Consider the following 21,215-nt stretch of genomic DNA (forward strand, 5'->3'; position numbering starts at 1 on the left):
TCATTTGTTCCCAATCCTATACCACTCACGCCGACATGAGCGACAGTCCCCTAGCCATCGGCATCGACTTCGGTGGAACCACCGTAAAAATTGCCGTCGTTTATCAAAGCCACATCATCGATCAGGCTCCACCCATCGCAACCCAGGATTTCGAAGGCCATGAGGCCTTGATCGATGCGATGGTGCGTGTGGTCGAGGACCTGCGTGCGCGGCACCACGGCATCGCATCCGTCGGCGTCGGCATGCCGGGGTTCGTGAATTTTGAAAAAGGCCTGGTTTACGGCCTTACCAACGTCCCTGACTGGGAGGCGGTTCCTCTCAAGAGAATCCTCGAATCCAAGATCGATCTCCCGGTTTCCGTCGATAACGACGCCAACTGCATGGCCTTCGCCGAATGGCGCTGCGGTGCGGGGCGTGGTTATCAGAACGTGGTTTTCGCCTCTCTCGGCACGGGTGTCGGCGGCGCCATCATCGCGAACGGGCAGATGATCCGCGGGATGCGCCACGGGGCGGGGGAGATCGGGCAGTCCTCCATCGATTACCAGGGCCGCGTGGGCCATTATGGGAACCGTGGCTCGTTGGAAGACTACGTCGGAAACAGCGAGATCACCGCCCGCGCCCGCGAGGCCTACACGGCCGCAGGCATCCAGAAAAACCTCGATGAATGCGTGCCGGCGGCCCTCGCCAACGCGGCCCACCACGGCGACACCATCGCCATCGCACAGTGGCAGGAAACGGCCAGGATGCTCGCCACCGCCATGATGAATTGCTGCTGGCTGCTGAATCCGGAAGCGATCGTCATCGGGGGAGGCGTCGCCCGTGCCGGCGAGCTGCTTTTCCATCCTTTCAAGGAGCATCTTTTCGCCCAGCTTTCCGGTCCCTTCAAGGACGGGCTGATGATCCTTCCCGCCGCTTTCGGTCACGAGGCGGGCACCATCGGGGCCGCCGCGCTCGCCCGGGAACATGCGAGCCACCGTCAAGTTGGTTGATTTTCCTCCGACCCGTCGTAGTCATCCATGCTCATGAAAAATTCATCCAACATCGACCGCCGTCATTTCGTGAAACTCGGCACCCTCGCGGCCTCGGCCACGCTCCTGCCTTCTGCCAGCCGGGCCGCTGAAACCGCCGCCGCGCCCTACAGCCTGCCGCCGCTGCCATTCGCCGCCGAGGCGCTCGAGCCGCACATCGATGCGAAAACGATGGAGATCCATCATGGCAAGCATCACCAGGCTTACATCACCAATCTGAATACCGCGCTTGCCGCGGCACCGCAGAAGGTGGGTGGCCAGCCACTCCAGTCCCTTCTCGCCGACCTTTCCTCCGTGTCGGACGAAGCGCTGCGCACCACGGTGCGTAACAATGGCGGTGGTCACTGGAACCACGATTTTTTCTGGAAATCCCTCTCGCCTGCCGACAAGTCCGGAAAACCATCCGCAGAACTCGCGAAAGCGATCGATGCCGCGTTCGGATCCTTCGACGAATTCAAGAAGGCATTCGCCGCCTCGGCCACCAAGAACTTCGGCTCGGGATGGACATGGCTGGTTTCGCAGGACGGCAAGCTCAAGATCACCAGCACACCGAACCAGGACAACCCGCTCATGAAGGGTGTCGTAAAGGAAAACGGCACACCTCTGCTCGGCCTGGATACCTGGGAGCACGCCTACTATCTCCACTATCAGAACCGCCGCCCCGACTACATCGCCGCTTTCTGGAACGTCGTCAACTGGCAGGCTGTTTCCGGGCGTTTCAAGGCCTGAGGACGGTGGGTTGAACCAACCTGATGCCGGCAGGACATTTTCCTGCGGAGGCTGTGGATTCATAAATCGATGGCAGATGGGGAAACGGCTCCATCTGCCATCATTCGTATCGGGGCCCGGTGATGGCGGTCGAGGAATGCGGAGCCGGGCGATGTCCTGCGGTCATGGACGCATGGAACGTTGGCGGTATTTCCGCTTCGCCCGCGTCATGAGGCTGTCATGACCGTTATTATCTTTCGGGATTCCGGCAGTGCCCGGACTCTCTGCCGGGGGCTTCGCGGTTTGGATGAAATGAAAATAATTATAGATCAAAACATTCTTGCGAATGATCATGGATGATAGATATGAGTGGTAGATGAAAAAATAACTTTTCGCATTCCATCATCTCCATCGGAATTCCCTGATCCCCGTCATGGTGTTCCTATATCTGATATATATTTTCAGGTTTCAGGTGGGGCCGGTGGGATTTTTCAACCCCAATCATATCCCGATTCATCATGAAAACCATCACGCTTGTCCGTTTGGCGATATATGCTTCACTATTGATCGGACCGGTTCACGCGGCTGGTCCGGCAGGCAAGCGATTCGGTGGATTCGCTGCCAAACAGACGTTCAGTTTCAGGGTTCAGGACAGGCAGGCTTTCGAATCCAAAGGTTCGGCCACGGTTCAGACGTTCCAGATTCCAACGGGTGTTCCGAAGTTCGGAATAGGTCAGAAGGTGAAGTTCACCATTGGTAAAAACGGCCAGCTCCAAGGACCGGGGTTTTCCCTTCCGCTCGAGCAAGGTAACAATGGTTATAACCAATATCTCACCCAGGCGACACCGAAGAATCCCACGCCTGACACCGCGCTTCTCACGAAAACATCTTCCGGCAAGGCCAGGCAGGTCGCCCTATATTTTTTCCATGGGAAGAAGCCGGGCAGCCGCCACAGTGTGACCTATCTCCTGAAGTGATGGCGCTTTCCGGACGATGTGGGAATGATCCGCCGGAAACAGGCGGTCGTTTCAACCTTCCAGGCAGGCGGTCCCGAACAGGGTGAATCCGGTGGACTGTTCGATGAGGACATCCAGCATCTGTCCGGTAAGCCGGTCCGGATCGCCATCGAAAATCACGATCTTGTTCTGGGTCGTCCGTCCCGTGAGCCTTGCCGCGTTGTTTTTCGACGGCCCTTCGCAAAGCACCCGCTGGCGGGTCCCGATGATGGCGGCGTTGCTGGCGATGGCGAGGCGGTCCACCACCGCGAGAAGCCGTTGGTTGCGCTCCTCCTTCACGGATTCCTCAAGCTGGCCTTCCATTTCCGCCGCCGGGGTGTTCCGGCGTTTCGAGTAACGGAAGACAAAGGCGTTGTCGAATTTCAGCCGCTCCACCGTGTCGATCGTGGCCTGGAAATCCTCTTCGGTCTCGCCGGGGAAACCGACGATGATGTCCGTGGTGATGGCGATGCCCGGGCGCGCGGCCTTCATCTTCTCGCAGATTTCGACGAACTTCTCGTTCTTGTAGGGGCGGCGCATCACCTTGAGGATGCTGTCCGAGCCGCTCTGCATCGGGAAGTGGATGTGCGAACACAGCTTGGGAAGATAGGTGAACGCGGCGATCAGGTCGTCCCGGTAGCCGATGGGGTGCGGCGAGGTGAAACGGATGCGCTCGATGCCCTCGATTTCATGCACGGCCTCCAGCAACTGGACGAACGGTGACTTGCCATCGACTTTCGGAAACTCGGTGCGGCCGTAAAGATTGACGATCTGTCCGAGCAGGGTGACTTCCTTCACTCCATGTGCCGCCAGATGGCGGACTTCCGCCACGATGTCCGCGATGGGCCTGCCGCGCTCTTTTCCGCGGGTGTCCGGCACGATGCAGAACGAGCACCGCATGTTGCAGCCCTGCATGATCGAAACGAATGAGGACGCCTCGCGGGCCTTCGGCACGTGGTCGCGGATGGTGTTCTGCGAGCCCTCTTCCGCCGCCGTGTCGCAGACGGAGGTGCCGCGCAACGAATATTGCGGGTCATCCATCCGCGCTTCGAGGCGGCGGGTGAGGATGTTGTCCACGTATTCAAAGACCTTGTGGTATTTCTGCGTGCCCACCACCACGTCGAGGTTCGGCACGGTTTTGAAAAGCTCCTCGCCGCGTGACTGGGCCATGCAGCCCATGAAACCGTAGACCACGTGTTTCCGGTCGCGTCCGGCGTGGATCATGGTTCCCATTTTCCCCAAAGCCTTCTGCTCGGCCTGGTCGCGGACCGAGCAGGTGTTGATGAGCACGGCATCCGCCTCACGCTCGTCGGTCGTGACGGTGTAGCCGCCTTCAGTGAACATCTTCGCGACCTGTTCGGAATCGCGTTCGTTCATCTGGCAGCCGTACGTCTTGACGTAAACCTTGGGCATCGGAAAAAGTTGAGAGTGGGTGGTTGATAGTTGATGGTGAAGAGAAAGAGGCGAAAGCGTGGTCTTTTCTGTCTATCAACCATCAACTCCAGACCATCAACTTATTACGCCAGCTTCAGGCGTTCGTCGGATTCCAGCTTGGCGGTGAGTTCCGGCCAGCCTTCCGGGACCTGCATGTTGAAGCAGTGGAGATAAACGGCGAGCAGCTTGTTTTCGAAGATGTCCGCGAGGCGGTCGATGGTGGTGTCGAGGCGCGCTTGGTCGATCTTCTTCGGCAGGTCGCCCACCACGGAGCCTTTGCCGTCGTGCGGGATGCCCATGCCGTCGCAGAACATCGCGAGCAGCGACTGTTGTCCGGCCATCAGGTAGGCTTGCAGGAGATGCTCGCCGATGGTGTCACAGGGCTTGAGCTTGAGCGTCTTGTGGATCCATGCGTATTGCTCGGCCATGGATTTCTTTTCGACGAAAATCGGGCGGAGCTTGCGGTTTCCTGCAAGGGTGGCGACGGCGGACCGGTACACGTTCTTGTCATTGGCACGGAACCAATCAAGCATTTGTGTGACGATGGCGGGGTCGACGGCGGTGTAAAGTTCGTGGGCTTTCACAGGTAGGAAAAATGAAGTGGCGGGAAGTCAACGCACTCACCCGCATCATGGCAAGGGCGGAGACACGGGAATTTTCCGGAAGAAACGGAGCTTCCCGCCGCCGGCAGCGCCTGCGAGGCTAGCGGATCCCCAAAACTTTCGGCGCGCTGGCATTGCCGAACCGGTCAAGCGCGGTCACCGCAACGGCGTCGGCGCGGGGGATGGTGACGGTCTGGGAGCTGCCGGGGTAGATTTTCATCGTGCGCCAGGTCCCGCCGATCTTGGCCTGGAGGGCGAGTTTCGCGGTCCGGTTGTCGGGGGTGCAGCGGACGAGGGTGTTTCCGGCCTCGACCGTGGCGCTGACGCCGGGCGAGCCGGGGGCGCTGTTGCTGATCCATGGCATCGGCGGAATGGCGGCGGGCTGGGTGTAGGTGCCGGCGAGTTTGGTGGCGATGCCTCCCTGGTTCCGGACGAGGCTTTTCGCGCTCCAGTGGATGTGCCCGTTCCAGTTCTGGCCGATCTGGCGGCTGAGGTTGATCTGGTTGGTGATTTCCGACGCCGGGCGGCGGTCTTCCGGACCGCCGATGCGGGCGGTGGCGATGCCTGGCCAGACAGGGCGCGAACCTTGCTGCCGCCACCAGTTCAGAAGCGTGGAGAAGCTTTGCTTCTGAGGGGAGTTCGGCCAATAGAGCTGGGGGGCGAGGTAGTCCACCCAGCCATTCTTGAGCCATTTGCGCGAGTCACCGGCGAGCTGCTCATAGCTGTCGATACCTGCCTCGATGCCACCCGGCACACCGGGCCGCCAGATGCCGAAGGGGCTGATGCCGACACGCACCCATGATTTCTGGCGTTTCACGGCGGAATAGAGGTTGCTCACGAAGCCATCCACATAGCCTCGGCGCTCGGCGGGGCTTTTGCCATCAGGGAAACGCAGGTTTCCGGACGGGTAGGGGTAAAAGTAGTCGTCGAGGTGGACGCCGTCGATGTCGTAGCGTTTCACGACGTCGAGGATGACATTGAGCGCCCGGGTGCGGGTCTGTTCGCTCGCGGGATCGCACCACGTCATGGTGCCGAATTTTTTGGTGATCTGTGGCAGGGTGCGGCTGATGTGGTTGCCCGCGACTTGCTGGGAATTGTTGGAAAGGGCGCGGAAAGGATTAAACCACGCGTGGACTTCGATGCCCCGGGCGTGGGCCTGCTGGATGCAGTAGGCGAGCGGATCGTAGCCGGGCGAACGTCCCATGGTGCCGGTGAGGCTGGAACTCCACGGCTCGATGGGCGAGGCGTAAACGGCGTCGCACTGGGGGCGGACCTGGAAAATGACAGCGTTCATTTTCAGGGCGGACACCTTGTCCAGGATGCCGCGCAACTCCGCCTGCTGGGAAGCCGCGCTGAGGCCGGGGGAACTGGGCCAGTCGATGTTGTAGATGGAGGCGATCCAGGCGCCCCGGAACTCCCGGGCGATGGCGGGAGGACGTTCGTTGACCGGGGAGTAGGACTGGGCTGAAGCGGTGACGCCTAGGGCGAGTGCGGTGAGAAGGGTGATCAGACGGACCATGGTCCCGATGATGCAGCGGGATCGTGGCGTCCGCAAGTCCGGGGGTGTGCGGCGGGAAGGAGCATCCAGCCCACCGGTTCTGCATTCTCTCCGCCGGGACGAGACCAGGATTATAGATCATGGCGGGGATGTGGAACTTGGTCACATCCATGATGCGGCAGCCGGAAGTGGAGAAGTAACGGTTCATGTGGTCGAACCTTCCGTCTCCTCCGTAGAAAAAGGCGCATTCCCCATCCGGACAGGCGGGGGTCATTTCTTCCACGCCAGCACCAGAGCTCCGGCGACGATCAGCGAGCCACCGATGGCGTGCTGCCAGTTCATCTTCTCCTTGAGGAAAACGGCCGCGAGGACGATGGCGAAGACGACGCTGAGTTTGTCAATGGGGGCGACGTTGGCGACATCGCCGAGTTGCAACGCGCGGAAGTAACAGATCCACGAGAGACCGGTGGCGATGCCGGAGAGCGTGAGAAACAACCATGTCCGTTGCGAAAATTGGAGGGCGTCGGAGGGTTTCGCCACGGCGAATGCGATGCCCCAAGTGAAGATCAGGACGACAGACGTGCGGATGGCGGTGGCGAGATTCGAGTCCACTCCGTTCACGCCAGCCTTCGCCAGGACGGCGGTGACACCGGCGAAGAGAGCGGAAAGCAGCGACCAGGTGAGCCAGTTCATTTCATCAATACCATGACAACAACGGATGAATCATGCCATGGGTTCTGAGAATGTCCAAGGCTTCCACGCCGACGACCGCCACCATGAACCACAGGACCTCCTTGAGGGAGCGGATGAAGACGCTGGTATCGATCTGGATGAGTTGGGAATCGCCGAGCGGCAGCGACCGCGGCCAGAAACGTGGGGTGGATTTCGCGTAGACCGGGAAATCCGAGGGGAAAAGACGCAGCAACTTTTTCTCCTCGCTGAGAATCACCGCCCGGTAGAGAGCGAGGAAAAGAGAGGTGGCGACGAGAGTGAGCGTCAGGTTCTGGGAGGCGAGACAGACACCGGTGAGGCCGAGAAACGAAAAGAAGTAGAGAGGGTTCCGGCACATCGAGTAGATGCCTGACTGGCAGAGTTCGCGGTTCTTGCGTCCGCCGATGTAGAGGGTGCAGAGGATGCGACCGAGAGCGCCGGCGAAGACGAGGAACAGTCCGGCCAGCTTCACTCCTTCCATGGCGAGGGTGCCGAAGCCCCGTGGGTGGACGAAAACGAGCAGGAATATCAATGTGGCGGCGACCACATGGGAGAGGGGTTTTCGCAGCCGCTCGACGGCATCCTTCCCGCTGGAACGGCGGGTGGTTTCAGTTGGGGCGGCCGGAAGTGCGGGCGCTTTGTAAAAATCCGTCTCGGTGGTGGATGGTGGAGTCATGCCCCGTGCTTAGCGGACGGATCATGAGAGAATGGTGAGTGGCGGGTTTTTTCTCACACCGAAGCGTTCGGCGCGCGCAGCAGGAATTCGATCCATCCGGCATCCGTGGTGTGGGCGGTGAGACTCCAGCCCATGGCGTTGGCGGCATTCAGGCTGAGCGTCAGGCCGATTCCGAGGTGGGAGCCGGCATCGTGGCGCGAGGGGTCGCGCCGGAAAAGCGGCTCGAACCATTGGTCGGGATTTTCCACGGGGAGGTCGGTGGGATTCGAAATGCGGAGCTCCGCGTGACCCTGGGTTTTCGTGAGATGGATCCGCACGGTTCCGGATGTGTAGGAAAGGGCGTTATCCAGCAGATTGTTGAAAATGATGCGGGACAGGGATGGATCGCCAAGTGTCCGGATTTCATCGGTTGGCAAATGACAGGATAGTCCTATTCCCTTCGCCTCGAAGAGGGGGACGAAGGAAGCCACACAGCGGGAGAACTGGCCCGCAAGGTCGAAGACCGTGGACTTTTGCGTGTCGCCGGGGCGGCCGATGCGTGCGAGGGCGGTGAGCCGCGTGATGAGCTCGCCAAGCTCGCCCGCGGTGTTTTGGCAGGTGGCGAGATGTTCGCGATATTCATCCGCGGTCCGGATTTTGGAGAGTGCCAGATCGGTCGTGGCGCGGAGTCCGGCGATGGGGGTGCGGAGTTCGTGCGCGGCGTGGCGGATGAAATCGCGCTCCCGTTCGCGGATAGCGGCGACGCGTGCGAGCAGGATATCGAAATTCCTCGCCAGGCTGGTCAGCTCGGACGGGAGTGTGTGCGGGAGGTTCAAGGCCGAGTCCAACTGGTGTTCGGCACGGTCCTGGACCTGGGATGTCAGCTGATTGATCGGCTTGAGGGATGTGTGGATCACCCGGTCGATCACCAGGAATCCCATGCCGAGCGTGAGGATGGTCCCGGTGGCGAGTATCCATTGGAGACGCTCCAGGGTCCGGAGGACGGGATCGGCATCGTCCGCGACGACGAGGAGGTAAGGAATGGTTTGGGGATTGATGACATGACCCCGGGCTTTCATCCGGGCCATTTCCTCGGGCACCACGAACGGGTGGATGCGCAGGCCGATGGCGCGGCCATGGCCGCCGTCCGAGAGGGTGATGTCCCGCAACAGAGGCTTGCCCCCGTCTCCCGAGAAACGGGGCAGGTTTTGCTCGCCGAGTGCGGGAGAGCGGGTGGTGGCGCCGGTTTTCTCGTCCCAGAACTGGAAAAGCCCGTCCGCGATGAGGGAGCGGTTCGTGCCGAGTCCTTCCTGCCATTCGAAGGTGATGCCGCCGTTCTCCAGTTCCACCTGGTTTGCGAGCAATGCCGCCGTTTGTTTGATCGAGTTGTCCAGTTCTTGGAACATGCTGCGCCGGACGATCAGGTAGATCGCGACGCTCAGGATGCAGAGGAGAATGCCGACACCCGCGCCACAGCGGATGAGAAGCAGGCGGCGCAGCGAGGGGGCGTTCATGGTGCGGGTTCCTCCAGAATGTAACCCAGCCCGCGGCGGGTGTGGATCAGTTCCGTCTGGCCGCTGGAGTTGATTTTTTTCCGCAGGTAGCCGATGTAGACATCCACCGCATTGCTGCTGCCGCCGGTCCCGTCTTCGAAGACGTGCTCCCAGATATCCGTGCGTGAAACGACCTCGCCGGAACGGTAGAAGAGATATTCCAGCAACCGGTATTCGAGAGCGGTGAGTTCGACCGGCCTGTCACCGCGGCAGACGCTGCGGCGCATGGGGTCGAGCTCGAGATCCGCGACGGACATCCGCGGGCTTTTTTTCACGTAGCTCCGCCGCAGGAGAGCCCGGACTCGGGCGAGGGCTTCGGAGAGCGGAAAAGGTTTTACCAGATAATCATCCGCGCCCGCGTCCAGCGCCGCGAGCCGGTCTTCCAATCCATCCCGCGCGCTGATGACGATGATGTGAACGGAATTTCCCTTGGTACGAAGCCGCCGCAGGATCTCCATGCCATCCACATTCGGCAGCATCAGGTCGAGCAGGACGAGGTCATGCCCGCCGCCGTCCGCAGCCCAAAGGCCTTCGTCGCCGGTTGCGGCGACATCCACGAGGTAGCCGGCCTCACGAAGGTATTGGCCGACGGCATTGCGCAGCGGGGCGTTGTCTTCGATGAGGAGCAGGCGCATGGCGGGTTTTATCTCCAACGTTTGGTCAGATCACCATATCCATCGATCCTCCGGTCCCGGAAAAAGGGCCAGATGCGGCGGAAATCTTCCACCGCTTGGAAATCGAGGTCGTGATAAAGGATTTCCTCACGCTCGGTGGAGGCCTTGGCGACGAGTTCTCCGTAGGGATTCGCGACAAAGGAGCGGCCCCAGAACTCGGTGTCGCCCTGGGTGCCGGTGCGGTTCACCGCGGCGAGGTAGCAGCCGTTGGCGACGGCGTGGCCGCGCTGCACGGTTTCCCATGCGCAATGCTGGGCATCTCCGAGAGTCGGCTTTTCCTCCGGCAGCCAGCCGATGGCGGTGGGATAAACGAGGATCTGCGCACCGCCGAGAGCCATCAGACGGGCGGCTTCGGGATACCATTGGTCCCAACAGATGAGCACGCCGATTTTCCCGAACTTCGTATCCCAGACAGGCCAACCGCTGTCGCCGGGGGTGAAATAGAATTTTTCTTCGAACGCGGGATCCTGCGGAATGTGGCTCTTCCGGTATAGACCCATCAGGGACCCGTCTGCATCGTGGATGGCCGCGGTATTGTGATAAAGGCCGGGGCCGCGATGCTCGAAGAGCGAGGAAACAAGCACGATGCCAAGTTTCCCGGCGAGTTTTCCAAGCCGGTCGGTGACAGGGCCGGGAAGGGTGTCGGCGAGATCGAACAGGGATGGATCCTGAACAGTACAGAAATAAGGAGTGAGGAAAAGTTCCTGGGTGACGACGATTTGCGCGCCACCGGCGGCGGCCTGGCGGATGAGAGTTTCGTGGTGATCGAACGATTCGGCCTTGGTGGGGAAGGTGCCGGATTGAAGCAGGGCGAGGCGTGGCATGTCTTGAGACTAGCGAGGCCTTCGACGGGCGCAAGAAATCTGCGGAGGCCCCGCCACAACAGGGAATATCCGCGCCGGTGACTTCTCAAGCTATCCGAATCTTTCAACAAATAGGGCTCACCCCCCGTTTGGGGGGGTTCAAAAAATGAAGAAAGTAGTTACAAATGCATCGTGTCATCTTGCTTCGAACCCATTCAATGGGCAAGAGCCTGATAATCAAAAACCCAACGATCCCTGAGGATCGACCTCAAACCCTTGTCTTATGCTACCAAACCCATACCGGTGCATATCAAAACAGCGTTTTCCTGATCCGGGGAGAACGTTCGGAGAATAGCGTCGGCTATATTACCCCCCAAATTTGGTAGATTTTTCAAACCCGTGAGGCCGGTAATCGAGGCTCTTGGAGGATCGTGATCATATATAACCCAAAAAGAAATACCCCTCATTCCAAAACCCGTATGAAACCCAAATTCAATACCTCGAGGCTCCGTTTCCAACAGACTGTCGGAGCTTCCCTGATCACCGCCATCACCATCTGCTTCGGAGGCTCCGCCTTCGCTTCGGATTGGGTGGGCGGCACCAGCACCGACTGGAACGTTGACGCCAACTGGTCCGGAGGCGCAGGCACCGGCGGTTCCCAAGCGAACATCAACATCCCGAGTCCGGTAGCGACCATTTCAGCAAACATCGTCGCCACCCCGGTGGACATCGTGATCGGTGACGGATCCGGCATCAGCGGTCGCCTCGACCACGTCGCCGGAACCGCACAGACCGGTGCGGGCAACTGGATGAAAGTCGGGCGCAACGGAGGAACCGGTGTCTACAACCTCGGCAACACCGCCGCGACGGGGGGAACCTTTACCGGAATCGGCCAGGGCACCGGAACAATGAATGTCAGAGGGCGGCTTTATGTCGCTGGTGAAAGCGGCTCGAACAGCAACGGCACCGCGAACATCAACACCACGGGGAACCTTGCGATCGACAGCGAGTTCAACATCGGCACGAACGCCAGCACCGGTGTGGTGAATCTGGACAGCGGCGTGGTCACCAACAACGACTGGGTGCGTATCGGCGCGGGTAACTCGGGTACGGGAACCGTGAATATCTCCGGAGGATCGCTGACCAAGAACGGAGGCAACCATTTCATCCTCGGTGACGGGGGCGGCTCCACCGGTTCCGTCACGCTGAACGCCGGCACGGTCGCGATCAGCGGCGAGTGCTGGGTGGGGCAGGCAGGCGGCAAGGGCACGTTGAACATCAACGGTGGAACCTTTTCCAACAACAGCTGGGCCGCGGTCGGGCGGGCGAACGGTGCCAGCGATGGTACGGTGAACCACGTCGCCGGCAAGTGGGACAAGACCGGTGGCGGCCAGTTCATCATCGGTGACGGCGGCAAGGGGGTCTACAATCTCAGCGGGACCGGAGAGCTTGCCGTCAATGGCGAGGTGTGGGTCGGCCAGGCAAGCACCGGCAACGGCAAGCTGAAGTTCGAAGCCGGAAAAATCTCTAACAACAACTGGGTGGCGATCGGCCGCGACAATGGCACCGGTGTGGTTGACATGACGGGGGGAGAGTGGATCAAGACCGGCGCGGGCAGCCAGTTCATCGTCGGTGCGAGCGGACCCGGGACCTTCAACCTGAGCGCCGGTCTGGTGGATGTCCAGGGAGGTTTCACCTGGGTGGGTGAAGCCGGGAACGCGACCACCGCGGTTTTCAATATTTCGGGCGGTGAGTTCCGCAGTCCAATCATTTCGGTCGGACCGGAGTCGCCGAACGCGACCCTCAACCTGACGGGCGGCACGGTGAGGACCCGGCGCTTCTCCGGCACCCGCGAACGGGATGCGAACCAGCAGACCGGCGTGGGAACCATCCACTTCAGCGGCACCCAGGTCATCGCCACCGCGAACGACTCGGCGTTCTTCAACCAGGTGGACAACACCATCATTGATGGTGGCGGCTTCCTTCTGAACAGCAACGGATTCAATCTCCTCGCCTCTTCCCAGATCCTGAGCGGAACGGGCGGAATTGTGAAATCCGGCCTCGGCACCCTCACGCTGAACGGCGTGCACACCTATGCCGGTGCGAACACCATCAATGCGGGCAAGCTGGCCTTGAATTCCGCCTCCACCGGCACCGGCAACATCACGGTTGCGAATGATGCGGCCCTGGGCGTCAACCAGCTCGATGCGACGAAGAGCCTCTCTCCGGTCAATGTCACCTTCGGTTCATCGGCGGCGGTTTCCGCATTGCCGACCTCTCTGGACATCGACCTTGGCAACACGGTCGGAAATCCGGGAGTGCCGGCATTGAATGTCACCGGCACGCTGACGCTGAACCGTACGGTGACGATCAACATCGCCGACCAACTGCCGGCCACCGGTACGTTCCCGCTGATTAATTACGCCGGAGCGAAAGCCGGCACGGGCGGCTTCGTCCTCGGCACATTGCCGAATGGTGTTGTGGCCACTCTCGTCGAGAGCGCTGGAGTTGTATCCCTCTTCGTGAGCAGCGCCTCGCTGCCCACCTGGGATGGAAGCGATGCCACCGGAGTGACGAAGGTGGGTAATGTCAGCGAGACGCTCGTCACGTTGACGGATGTCTCAGGCATCACGGCTGGTCAACAGGTCCGGGGCCCCGGCATTACCTATGGAACCACGGTGAGCACCATCGATGTGCCCAACAACACCCTCACCCTGAGTGCTCCCGCCACCGTCCCCGGCACTGGCGTCAATATCCTGTTCGTGACCACCCCTGGGACCAATGATGGTGCGTGGAACCTTTCTACGAATAACTGGGTCAACCAGATCACCAATAGCGATGTCCCCTATGCTGATCCGAATCCGGTCCTGTTCAACGATACCGCCACCGGACCCACCGCAGTGGCCCTGGGCATCACGGTGGCTCCGAGCTCCGTGACATTCAACAACAGCACCAAGGTTTACAGCCTTGGCGGCGCCGGAAAAATCACCGGTGCCACGGGCCTGACCAAGGCCGGCACCGGATCGGTCACCGTCGGCACGACCAACGACTACACCGGTGTCACCCGTCTCGAAGGAGGAACCACATCGGTGGCCACGCTGACCAACGGCGGCGTCGCCAGCCCGCTCGGTGCGGCGACGGCGGCTCCGGAGAAACTGGCTCTTGCCGGTGGAACCCTGGATTATACAGGTACGGCGGTCACCATCGACCGGGGCATCTCCCTCCAGGCGGTGGACAACACCGTGATGAGCGGCCTGACCCTGGCCTCGGATGTGACCTTGAGCGGTCCGATCTCCGGAACCCTTGGCAAACTGACCAAGTCCGGTCCCGGAAAACTCACGCTCACCAGCCCTACCAACGTCCTGGCCACTGGAAACGGTGGTGACAACATCGCCCACGCCTTCCGTGTGGCGGAGGGCGGTCTGGCGCTGGAAGTCGCCGGCCAGACCAACACGGTCAACGGCTGGGCGGCCTTTGGTTCGGCGGCGGGCACCTCCAGTCTTTCGCTGCTCAACGGAGCGACGCTGACCGTCAACGGACGGACCGCCATCGCGTTGGCCGCGGATTCGAACACGACCGTGACGATCGGCAACACTTCGTCATTGGTGTCCACCGACGCGCTGCAGATCGCCCTCGGAGCCAACTCGGTCGGCAATGTTGTCATCAAGGACAGCGGCAGCCTCACCAAGACCGGTGGCTGGCTTTCCATCGGTAACGACGCCGTCGGCACGATGACCGTGCAGAACGATGGCATCGTCACTTCCAACGGCGACTTCAATGTCGGCGATGTGGGCAGCGCCAACGGCACGCTCACTCTGGAAAACAAAGGCAAGGTGACATCCAGCGGCAACGTCTTTGTCGGCAAGAACGGCACCACCGGAGCACTGGTGATGGGAGATCAGACCACGATGACCGCGGCTGAAACCAATATCGGCGGCAACGGCAACTCCCACGGAAATGTGACCGTGAAGGGCAACGCCGTCTACACCTCCAACGGCCGCCTGCAGGTGGGACCGGGCGGTGGTTCCCAAGGCAGCCTGGTGATCGAGGGTTCCGGCGAGTTCAAGGTGAATTCGTATGTCTCCGTCGGCTTCAACGGCGGTGGCAGCATGACCGTCAAGGACAGCGGCAAGTTCAGCAACACGGATGATTTCTCAGTGAACGAGAGCGGTGACGCGCCTGCGACCGTGACCTTGCAGGACAACGCCCAGATGTCCATCGAGAGGACCCTCCACGTCGGAAGAAACGATAATCGGACCGGCACTCTCACGCTGACCGGCAACGCCGTGTTCAACCAAAACGGGGCGGGCTACTCCGCGGTCATCGGCCGCGCGGGCACCGGCACGCTCACCATTGATGACAGCGCCAGCTTCACCCTTGCGGGCAACGCCGGCTTGATCCTCACCGACGAAGTGCCGGGCAACGCCACGGTCAACCTCGACGGTGGAACGCTCACCACCAAAAAAATCAGTGACAGCGGTGGAGACGATACCGCTCCGAATGCCGGCAGCAGCGTCTTCCACTTCAACGGTGGTGTGCTGAAAGCCGCGGTTGGCGCTGACCTCAACTTCCTGAGCGGGATCAAGACGCTGGACGTCAAACCCGGAGGTGCCTTCATCGACACCAACGGCCAGACGATCGCCATCGCACAAGGAATCAATGATGCCAATGGTTTCCTGACCAAACAAGGAACGGGAACCCTTCTGCTCAATGGCAGCAGCAGCTACATCGGTACTACCACGGTTTCCGCCGGCACCCTTGGTGGCTCGGGATCGATTGACGGGGAACTGGTGGTTTCGGCGGGCGGCTCGGTCGCTCCGGGTGTTGCTGGCGTCGGGACCTTCACGGTGAATGACGTTTTGCCCATCGGATCGACCATCAGCGGCACTTTCGTCGCGGAGATCGCGGGAGCCACCTCCGGGCAGTTGGCGGTGGGAGATCTTGATATTTCGGCGGCGACGCTGGATGTCAACGTGCTGTCCGCGCCGACCGCAGGGGTCTACATCATCGCTTCCTATGGTTCGTTGACCGGTCAGTTCGCCAACGTCCAGGACCTGCCCGCAGGCTTCACCCTGGAATATAACTACCAGAATCAAAAGAAGATCGCCCTCATCCAAACGGCCACTCCATACAGCCTCTGGGCCGCCGGTTATGGATTGAACCCGCTTACCGACGGGGCTCCTGGTTTCGACAAGGATGGTGACGGACAAACGAATGGAATTGAATATGCCCTCGGTGGATCCCCCATCAGCGGCAGTAACAACGCCAAGATCTTCCATATCGAGGCTGACAGCAGCGATGTCGGAACCAACAAGGAACTGCTCCTGACCATCGCTGTCCGCAGCGGAGCTCTGGCGTTCGCTCCGGCGTCTGGTGGCCAGCCCACCGTAACCCACGATGGAGTGACCTACCTCATCCAGGGAAGTCCTGATCTGGCCGGATTCAATGGCACCGTTTCGGTGGTGACCACCATCGCCCCACCGGCCCCGAATGCGACGCCGCCTCTCGGCTACGAATACCGCACCTTCAGTCTGGAAGGTTCGGATGGCTTGCCGGCGAAAGGCTTCCTTCGCGTGAAGGTCTCCAACTGAGCCAGCCTCAGTAACATCAGCCCCCGGTCGCTTGTGCGACCGGGGGTTTGATATTCCTCTCGAAACGTGTGAATCCCGATGAAGATTTGTTTTTCGGGAGTATGTTCAAACCCGAATGCCCGTGACAGACCGTTTCCTTCCAGGGACGGACCGGAGCACGGCCATTTTTTCAGATAAAACCCGGATGCCGGGCATCATTCGCGACCCGGCAAATGGGATAGGTTCCCTTTTTCAGCGAATTCATATTTTCCTATTCAAACCCATGAAAACCCCGATTTTTCGTTCCCGCACCGCTTTCTCATCCACCATCTTTTATCACGCCCGTGCCTTCGGAGTGGCTGGTTTTGCCGCCATCCTCAGCACCAATACGGTTCTCGCCGCAGCGTGGAATGGAAGCGTCAGCACCGATTGGAACACTTTCGCAAACTGGTCGGGTGGCGCCGGTTCGGGCGCATCGGTCACGATCAATTCCATTCCAGCCAATGTCGCCACGATCAGCGCGAACATCACACCGACCCCTACCACCATCGCCATTGGCGTGAATACGGCCGCGCGTGTCGACCATGTTGCGGGAACAGCCAATGTGGCTGCTCCTGGTGACATCAACATGGGGCGGCTCACCGGGGCCAGCGGAACCTACAACCTCGCGAATACTGCGGGGACCGGAGGCACTCTGACGGGCTTCGGACAGGGCTCGGGAACCCTTGGTGTCGTCAACAATATCATTTTGGGAGGTTACTCCGGAGCGGGAGGGATAGGAAACCTGAACATCCATACCACCGGCACGCTTTCGGTCGGCAATCAGTTGGTGGTCGGCAACCCCGGAAGCACGGGTACCGTGAAAATGGACTCGGGAACCCTGTCCGTAGTGAACGCCCTCGAGATCGGCAACGGAGCCGGTTCGACAGGAACCTTCAGCATGTCCGGCGGCACGGTGACGAAATCCGGCGCGGGCAGCGCGGTTACGGTCGGGGGCGGCCTGACGGACGACGGCGGAACAGGAACCGCGAATCTCAACGGCGGAACCTTCACGACGGCGGGCACGTTCCGCGTGGGGCAGAACAGCGGAACGACCATTCCCCACTCCTCCGGCATCCTCAATCTCGCCGGCACGGCGCTCACGGTGAACGGTGAGTTCTGGATCGGAAACAACACCGGTGCCAGCGGCGTGATGAATTTCACCAGTGGGACGCTCACCACGAACAACTGGACGAGCATCGGGCGCAAGGACGACACGAATGCCGGAACCGGAGCCACGGGCACCGTGACCATGTCCGGTGGAACATGGATCAAGAACGGAGAAACCAATTTCATCGTGGGCGATACGGGCACCGGGACTATGGTCATGACCGGAGGACTGGTCATCGTGAACCCCCACACCACACCGGACCGCGGGATCACCTGGATCGGCAACCGGAACGCCGCAACCGGCACCTTGACCATTTCCGATACCGCCGAATTCCGCAGCCCGCGGATCGTCCTCGGCTCCCAACCGGAGACCACAGGCACGCTGAATCTGAACGGCGGCACCGTGAAGACCAAAGGCATTTACGGCGGTGTGGGCACGAGCAACGTCCATTTCAAGGGCGGAAAGATCATCGCCACCGACAACAGCGAGGACTTCATCAACCTGCTGACCGTGGCCACTTTCGAAACCGGCGGACTGGTGGTGGACACCGCGGGATTCAATGTGACCTCGGCGCAGACGTTCGATGGGGTGGGGGGAGTCACCAAATCGGGCGCGGGATCCCTCTCCCTGACGAGTTCCAATTCCTACACCGGCAACCACACCATCAACGAGGGAAAATTGTTCGTGTCCACGGACCATGGGGGGAATGGAAGTTTCACGGTGGCGAATGGAGCGGGCATGGGCGTCATTCAATATTTCGACACCGGAACCTTGAACGCTCCGAATGTCACCTTTGGCACCACAGGGGGCTCCTCGATCGACTTCAAGCTCAGTGATTCCGCCTCCAACCCGACGGATGCGCCGCTTCATGTCTCAAACACGCTCCGATTGAACGGAACGGTCACCGTCAACATTTCCGACACCGTGCCATCGACCGGAACCTTTCCCCTGATCACCTACAGCGCGAAAACCGGTGCGGGGACTTTTGCCCTCGGCAGCCTGCCGCTGGGCGTGCGCGCCACGCTCAACGACAATGGAACCGGCACGGTGTCGCTCACCATCTCGGAAATCACCTTCCCTGTGTGGAATGGCAATCTCAGCGCCAACTGGGAGACCGCCACTCAAAACTGGAAGGAGCTGACCACGTCCGACCCGATCAAATACACGGACCAGGGACCCGCCATCTTCGACGACAGCGCCGCAGGCTCCACTTCCGTGATCCTGAGCACCACCGTCACCCCGAGCGACGTGAAGTTCAACAATGATACGAAGCCCTACACCTTGACCGGCTCCGGAAAAATCAGCGGTTCCGCAAGTTTGACCAAGATGGCGGCCGGCACTTTGGAGATCGGCACGGTGAATGAATATACCGGAGTGACCACGCTGGGAGGCGGCACTACTTCGGTGAATTCGATTACCAATGGAGGAGTCGCCAGTCCGCTGGGCAAGGCTTCCGCAGCCGCAGGGAATCTGGTGATCAACGGCGGCATCCTGAGCTACACCGGAACAACCGCGGCAAGCGACCGCGGCTTCACGAATGCCGGGCCGGAGGGCGGCATTTCCGTTCCCACCGGTGTCAATCTGACGCTTTCCGGCGCGGTGGCGACCACCACCGGCGGCAGTTTCGACAAGCGGGGAGATGGCACCCTCACGCTGACGAATCCCACCGTATCACTTGGAGAGCCCGGCCAAACAAACGAGATCCTCGCGGGGACGCTGGCCTTGGCGGGACCGGGCCAGACGGCTTCCATCGGAGGGGATCTCTTCGTCGGCTCTGTTCCGAATGTTCCCGGGCATCTGTCCGTCCAGAACAGCAACCTGACGGTGACCGGAGTCATCGCGGTCGGCCGTGGCAACGGGGATACAGGAACGGTGAGCACGGTCACGGCCACGAATTCGGTGGTCGTGGCGGGCAGCCTGAGTGCCGGATTCGACAATGGTCTTCCCACCAACGACAGCGATCAAACCCTGACGCTGAACAACACCAACTGGACCACCAACGGGACCACCTTGATCGGGGAACGCCAGAACTCGAAGACCAACATGGTACTGGCCGGAAACTCGGTTTATACCGCGAAATCGAACATCCAGATGGCGTTGAACACCACCGGCGAGGCGAACATCACCATCCAGGACACCGCCAGCCTGACGCATAGCGGCGGGTGGTTCTCCGTCGGAAATGACGGACTCGGAACCATCACGGTCAAGAACAACGGCAGCCTCTCCACGGTGAACGCCGACTTCAACGTGAGCGACGTCGGCACTTCCACCGGAGTCCTGAACATCCAGGACAACGGCAACGTCTCCGCGACCGGGACGGTTTTCGTCGGGAAAAATTCGGGAACCACCGGAACGGTGAACATTACCGGGGGAACCTTCACCTCCGCCACTTGGGTCACCATCGGGCGGAGGGCGGGAGCGATAGGAAATTTCAACATCAGCGGTGGCACGGTCAACCAGACGAACGACACGGGATTCATCGTCGGGGAAAACGGCACCGGGAACCTGACGATAACGGGAGGCACCCTGAACATCAACGGAGGCGGTCTCTATCTCAGTGCGGAAGGAGCGGGGACGAGTGTCTCGAAGGCCTTCCTGAACGGTGGAACCATCATCGCCAAACGGGTGGTGCAACGCGACTTCAATAACTTGAATTACACCGAGTTCCGTTTCAACGGAGGTGTCCTGCGTGCCCAGACCGGAGCGAACTCCAACTTCATGGCTGATCACGACCTGGTATCCGTGGACGCCGGAGGGGCCTTCATCGACAGCAACAACCAAGGCATCACCATTGCCCAGGTGCTGGTTGGCGAAGGCAGCCTGACCAAGCAAGGCACCGGTGTGTTGACCCTGTCGGGAACGAACACCTATGCCGGAAACACCACGGTCAGCGCGGGAACCCTTACGCTTACCAAGGCCTACCTGTCCAACAGCGGCACTGTCAACATCGCTGCGGGAGCGGTGCTGAACCTCACGCACGGATTGGTTGACCAGGTGGCGGGGCTGACCATCGGTGGGACCCCTCTTGCGGCGGGAACATACGACTCCGGCACTCATCCCGGTGTGATCACCGGCACAGGAAAACTCCTGGTTAGCGGATCGACCGCATCGGCCTACGACAGTTGGATTGCCGGTTATCCTTCCATTCCCTTGGCGGATCGCGATCCCGGTGACGATCCGGACCGCGATGGAAGCTCGAACATCCTCGAGTTCGCCCTGGGAGGAGTACCCAACAGCGGCAGCCAGAGACCACAGGTCTACCACATCGAGGCGGACGGCAGTGTGGATGTCGGAACCAACAAGGAACTGTTGATGACGATCGCCGTCCGCAGCGCGACCCCGGCGTTTTCCTCCTCGACTTCTCCGACCGCGACGAAGGATGGCGTCACTTACACGATCCAAGGAAGCACCGATCTGGCGGGATTTGGAATCGGGGTTACTCCCGTAAATGTCGTCGCTCCGGCGGGCAATCTGATTCCGCCCCTCGGATACGAATACAGAACTTTCAGTCTCAATGGCTCGGACAGCCTGCCGAACAAGGGCTTCCTCCGGGTCAAGGTAGAGTGACCGCTCGTTGAAAATCAGCGGGAAACTTTCCAAATCCGGACAACTTGTCCGGGTTTGGAAATTTGCGTACACGGAGGACTCCCCCCGATTGAGGGGGGTTGCGTGGAGGATGGGCCGCAATTACTTAAAGCGCTTCAGATTTTTCGCTCCCCGCGCCCTATGAAAGGGCGGAGAGTGTGATAGTCTGAAAAGCCATATAAATCCATAACCCAACGATCCCTTGGGATCGGCCTCAACCCTTGTCTTATGCCAACAAACCATCGCGGC

Annotated in this window: 13 protein-coding genes; 5 read left to right on the forward strand and 8 right to left on the reverse strand. The window is 60.5% G+C overall.

The features are described 5' to 3' along the window. The first annotated feature begins 35 nt into the window (after window positions 1–35). The 3 genes from JIN84_RS13850 to JIN84_RS13860 all read left to right on the forward strand — a co-directional run bounded on the left by JIN84_RS13850 (window position 36) and on the right by JIN84_RS13860 (window position 2,713). A complete protein-coding gene (locus tag JIN84_RS13850; RefSeq protein ID WP_200351634.1) occupies window positions 36–989 on the forward strand; it encodes an ROK family protein in 954 nt (317 codons plus the stop codon). A 33-nt stretch (window positions 990–1,022) separates the two neighbouring features. Continuing rightward, entirely contained in the window at window positions 1,023–1,757 is a 735-nt protein-coding gene (locus JIN84_RS13855) for a superoxide dismutase (protein WP_200351635.1), read from the forward strand. A gap of 497 nt (window positions 1,758–2,254) precedes the next feature. After that, window positions 2,255–2,713: a hypothetical protein gene (locus tag JIN84_RS13860; RefSeq protein ID WP_200351636.1), complete on the forward strand. Its 459-nt coding sequence runs from the start codon at window positions 2,255–2,257 to the stop codon at window positions 2,711–2,713. Between the two features lie 51 nt (window positions 2,714–2,764). On the opposite strand, the gene miaB is transcribed toward JIN84_RS13860, so the two are convergent. From miaB to JIN84_RS13900, 8 genes are all read right to left on the reverse strand, one after another. Beyond that, a complete protein-coding gene (gene miaB, locus JIN84_RS13865; protein WP_200351637.1) occupies window positions 2,765–4,144 on the reverse strand; it encodes a tRNA (N6-isopentenyl adenosine(37)-C2)-methylthiotransferase MiaB in 1,380 nt (459 codons plus the stop codon). Window positions 4,145–4,248: 104 nt separating this feature from the next. Then, window positions 4,249–4,749 carry a hypothetical protein gene (locus JIN84_RS13870; protein WP_200351638.1) on the reverse strand — a complete coding sequence of 167 codons (501 nt, stop codon included), beginning with the start codon at window positions 4,747–4,749 and terminating at the stop codon, window positions 4,249–4,251. Window positions 4,750–4,867: 118 nt separating this feature from the next. Then, window positions 4,868–6,286, reverse strand: a complete 1,419-nt coding sequence (locus tag JIN84_RS13875; protein WP_200351639.1) for a glycoside hydrolase family 10-like protein — start codon at window positions 6,284–6,286, stop codon at window positions 4,868–4,870. 249 nt (window positions 6,287–6,535) lie between these two features. Next, on the reverse strand, window positions 6,536–6,958 hold the full coding sequence (locus JIN84_RS13880) for an EamA family transporter (RefSeq protein WP_200351640.1): 423 nt from the start codon (window positions 6,956–6,958) through the stop codon (window positions 6,536–6,538). Between the two features lie 4 nt (window positions 6,959–6,962). Beyond that, complete coding sequence (locus JIN84_RS13885) at window positions 6,963–7,652, reverse strand: methyltransferase family protein (protein ID WP_200351641.1); 690 nt, start codon at window positions 7,650–7,652, stop codon at window positions 6,963–6,965. A gap of 53 nt (window positions 7,653–7,705) precedes the next feature. Continuing rightward, the gene (locus tag JIN84_RS13890) at window positions 7,706–9,145 is read right to left on the reverse strand and encodes a histidine kinase dimerization/phospho-acceptor domain-containing protein (RefSeq protein ID WP_200351642.1); all 1,440 of its coding nucleotides are present in this window, start codon (window positions 9,143–9,145) and stop codon (window positions 7,706–7,708) included. Beyond that, window positions 9,142–9,819, reverse strand: a complete 678-nt coding sequence (locus JIN84_RS13895; RefSeq protein ID WP_200351643.1) for a response regulator transcription factor — start codon at window positions 9,817–9,819, stop codon at window positions 9,142–9,144. Before JIN84_RS13895 ends, JIN84_RS13890 begins: the two co-directional genes overlap by 4 nt. An 8-nt stretch (window positions 9,820–9,827) precedes the next feature. Continuing rightward, complete coding sequence (locus tag JIN84_RS13900) at window positions 9,828–10,682, reverse strand: carbon-nitrogen hydrolase (RefSeq protein WP_200351644.1); 855 nt, start codon at window positions 10,680–10,682, stop codon at window positions 9,828–9,830. A gap of 458 nt (window positions 10,683–11,140) precedes the next feature. Here JIN84_RS13900 and JIN84_RS13905 point away from each other — a divergent pair, with 458 nt between their 5' ends. Both JIN84_RS13905 and JIN84_RS13910 read left to right on the forward strand, forming a co-directional pair. Further along, complete coding sequence (locus JIN84_RS13905; RefSeq protein ID WP_200351645.1) at window positions 11,141–16,252, forward strand: beta strand repeat-containing protein; 5,112 nt, start codon at window positions 11,141–11,143, stop codon at window positions 16,250–16,252. 262 nt (window positions 16,253–16,514) lie between these two features. Then, a complete protein-coding gene (locus JIN84_RS13910) occupies window positions 16,515–20,948 on the forward strand; it encodes a beta strand repeat-containing protein (protein WP_200351646.1) in 4,434 nt (1,477 codons plus the stop codon). The last annotated feature ends 267 nt before the right edge of the window (window positions 20,949–21,215 follow it).

Source organism: Luteolibacter yonseiensis, assembly GCF_016595465.1.
Taxonomy (GTDB): Bacteria; Verrucomicrobiota; Verrucomicrobiia; order Verrucomicrobiales; family Akkermansiaceae; genus Luteolibacter; species Luteolibacter yonseiensis.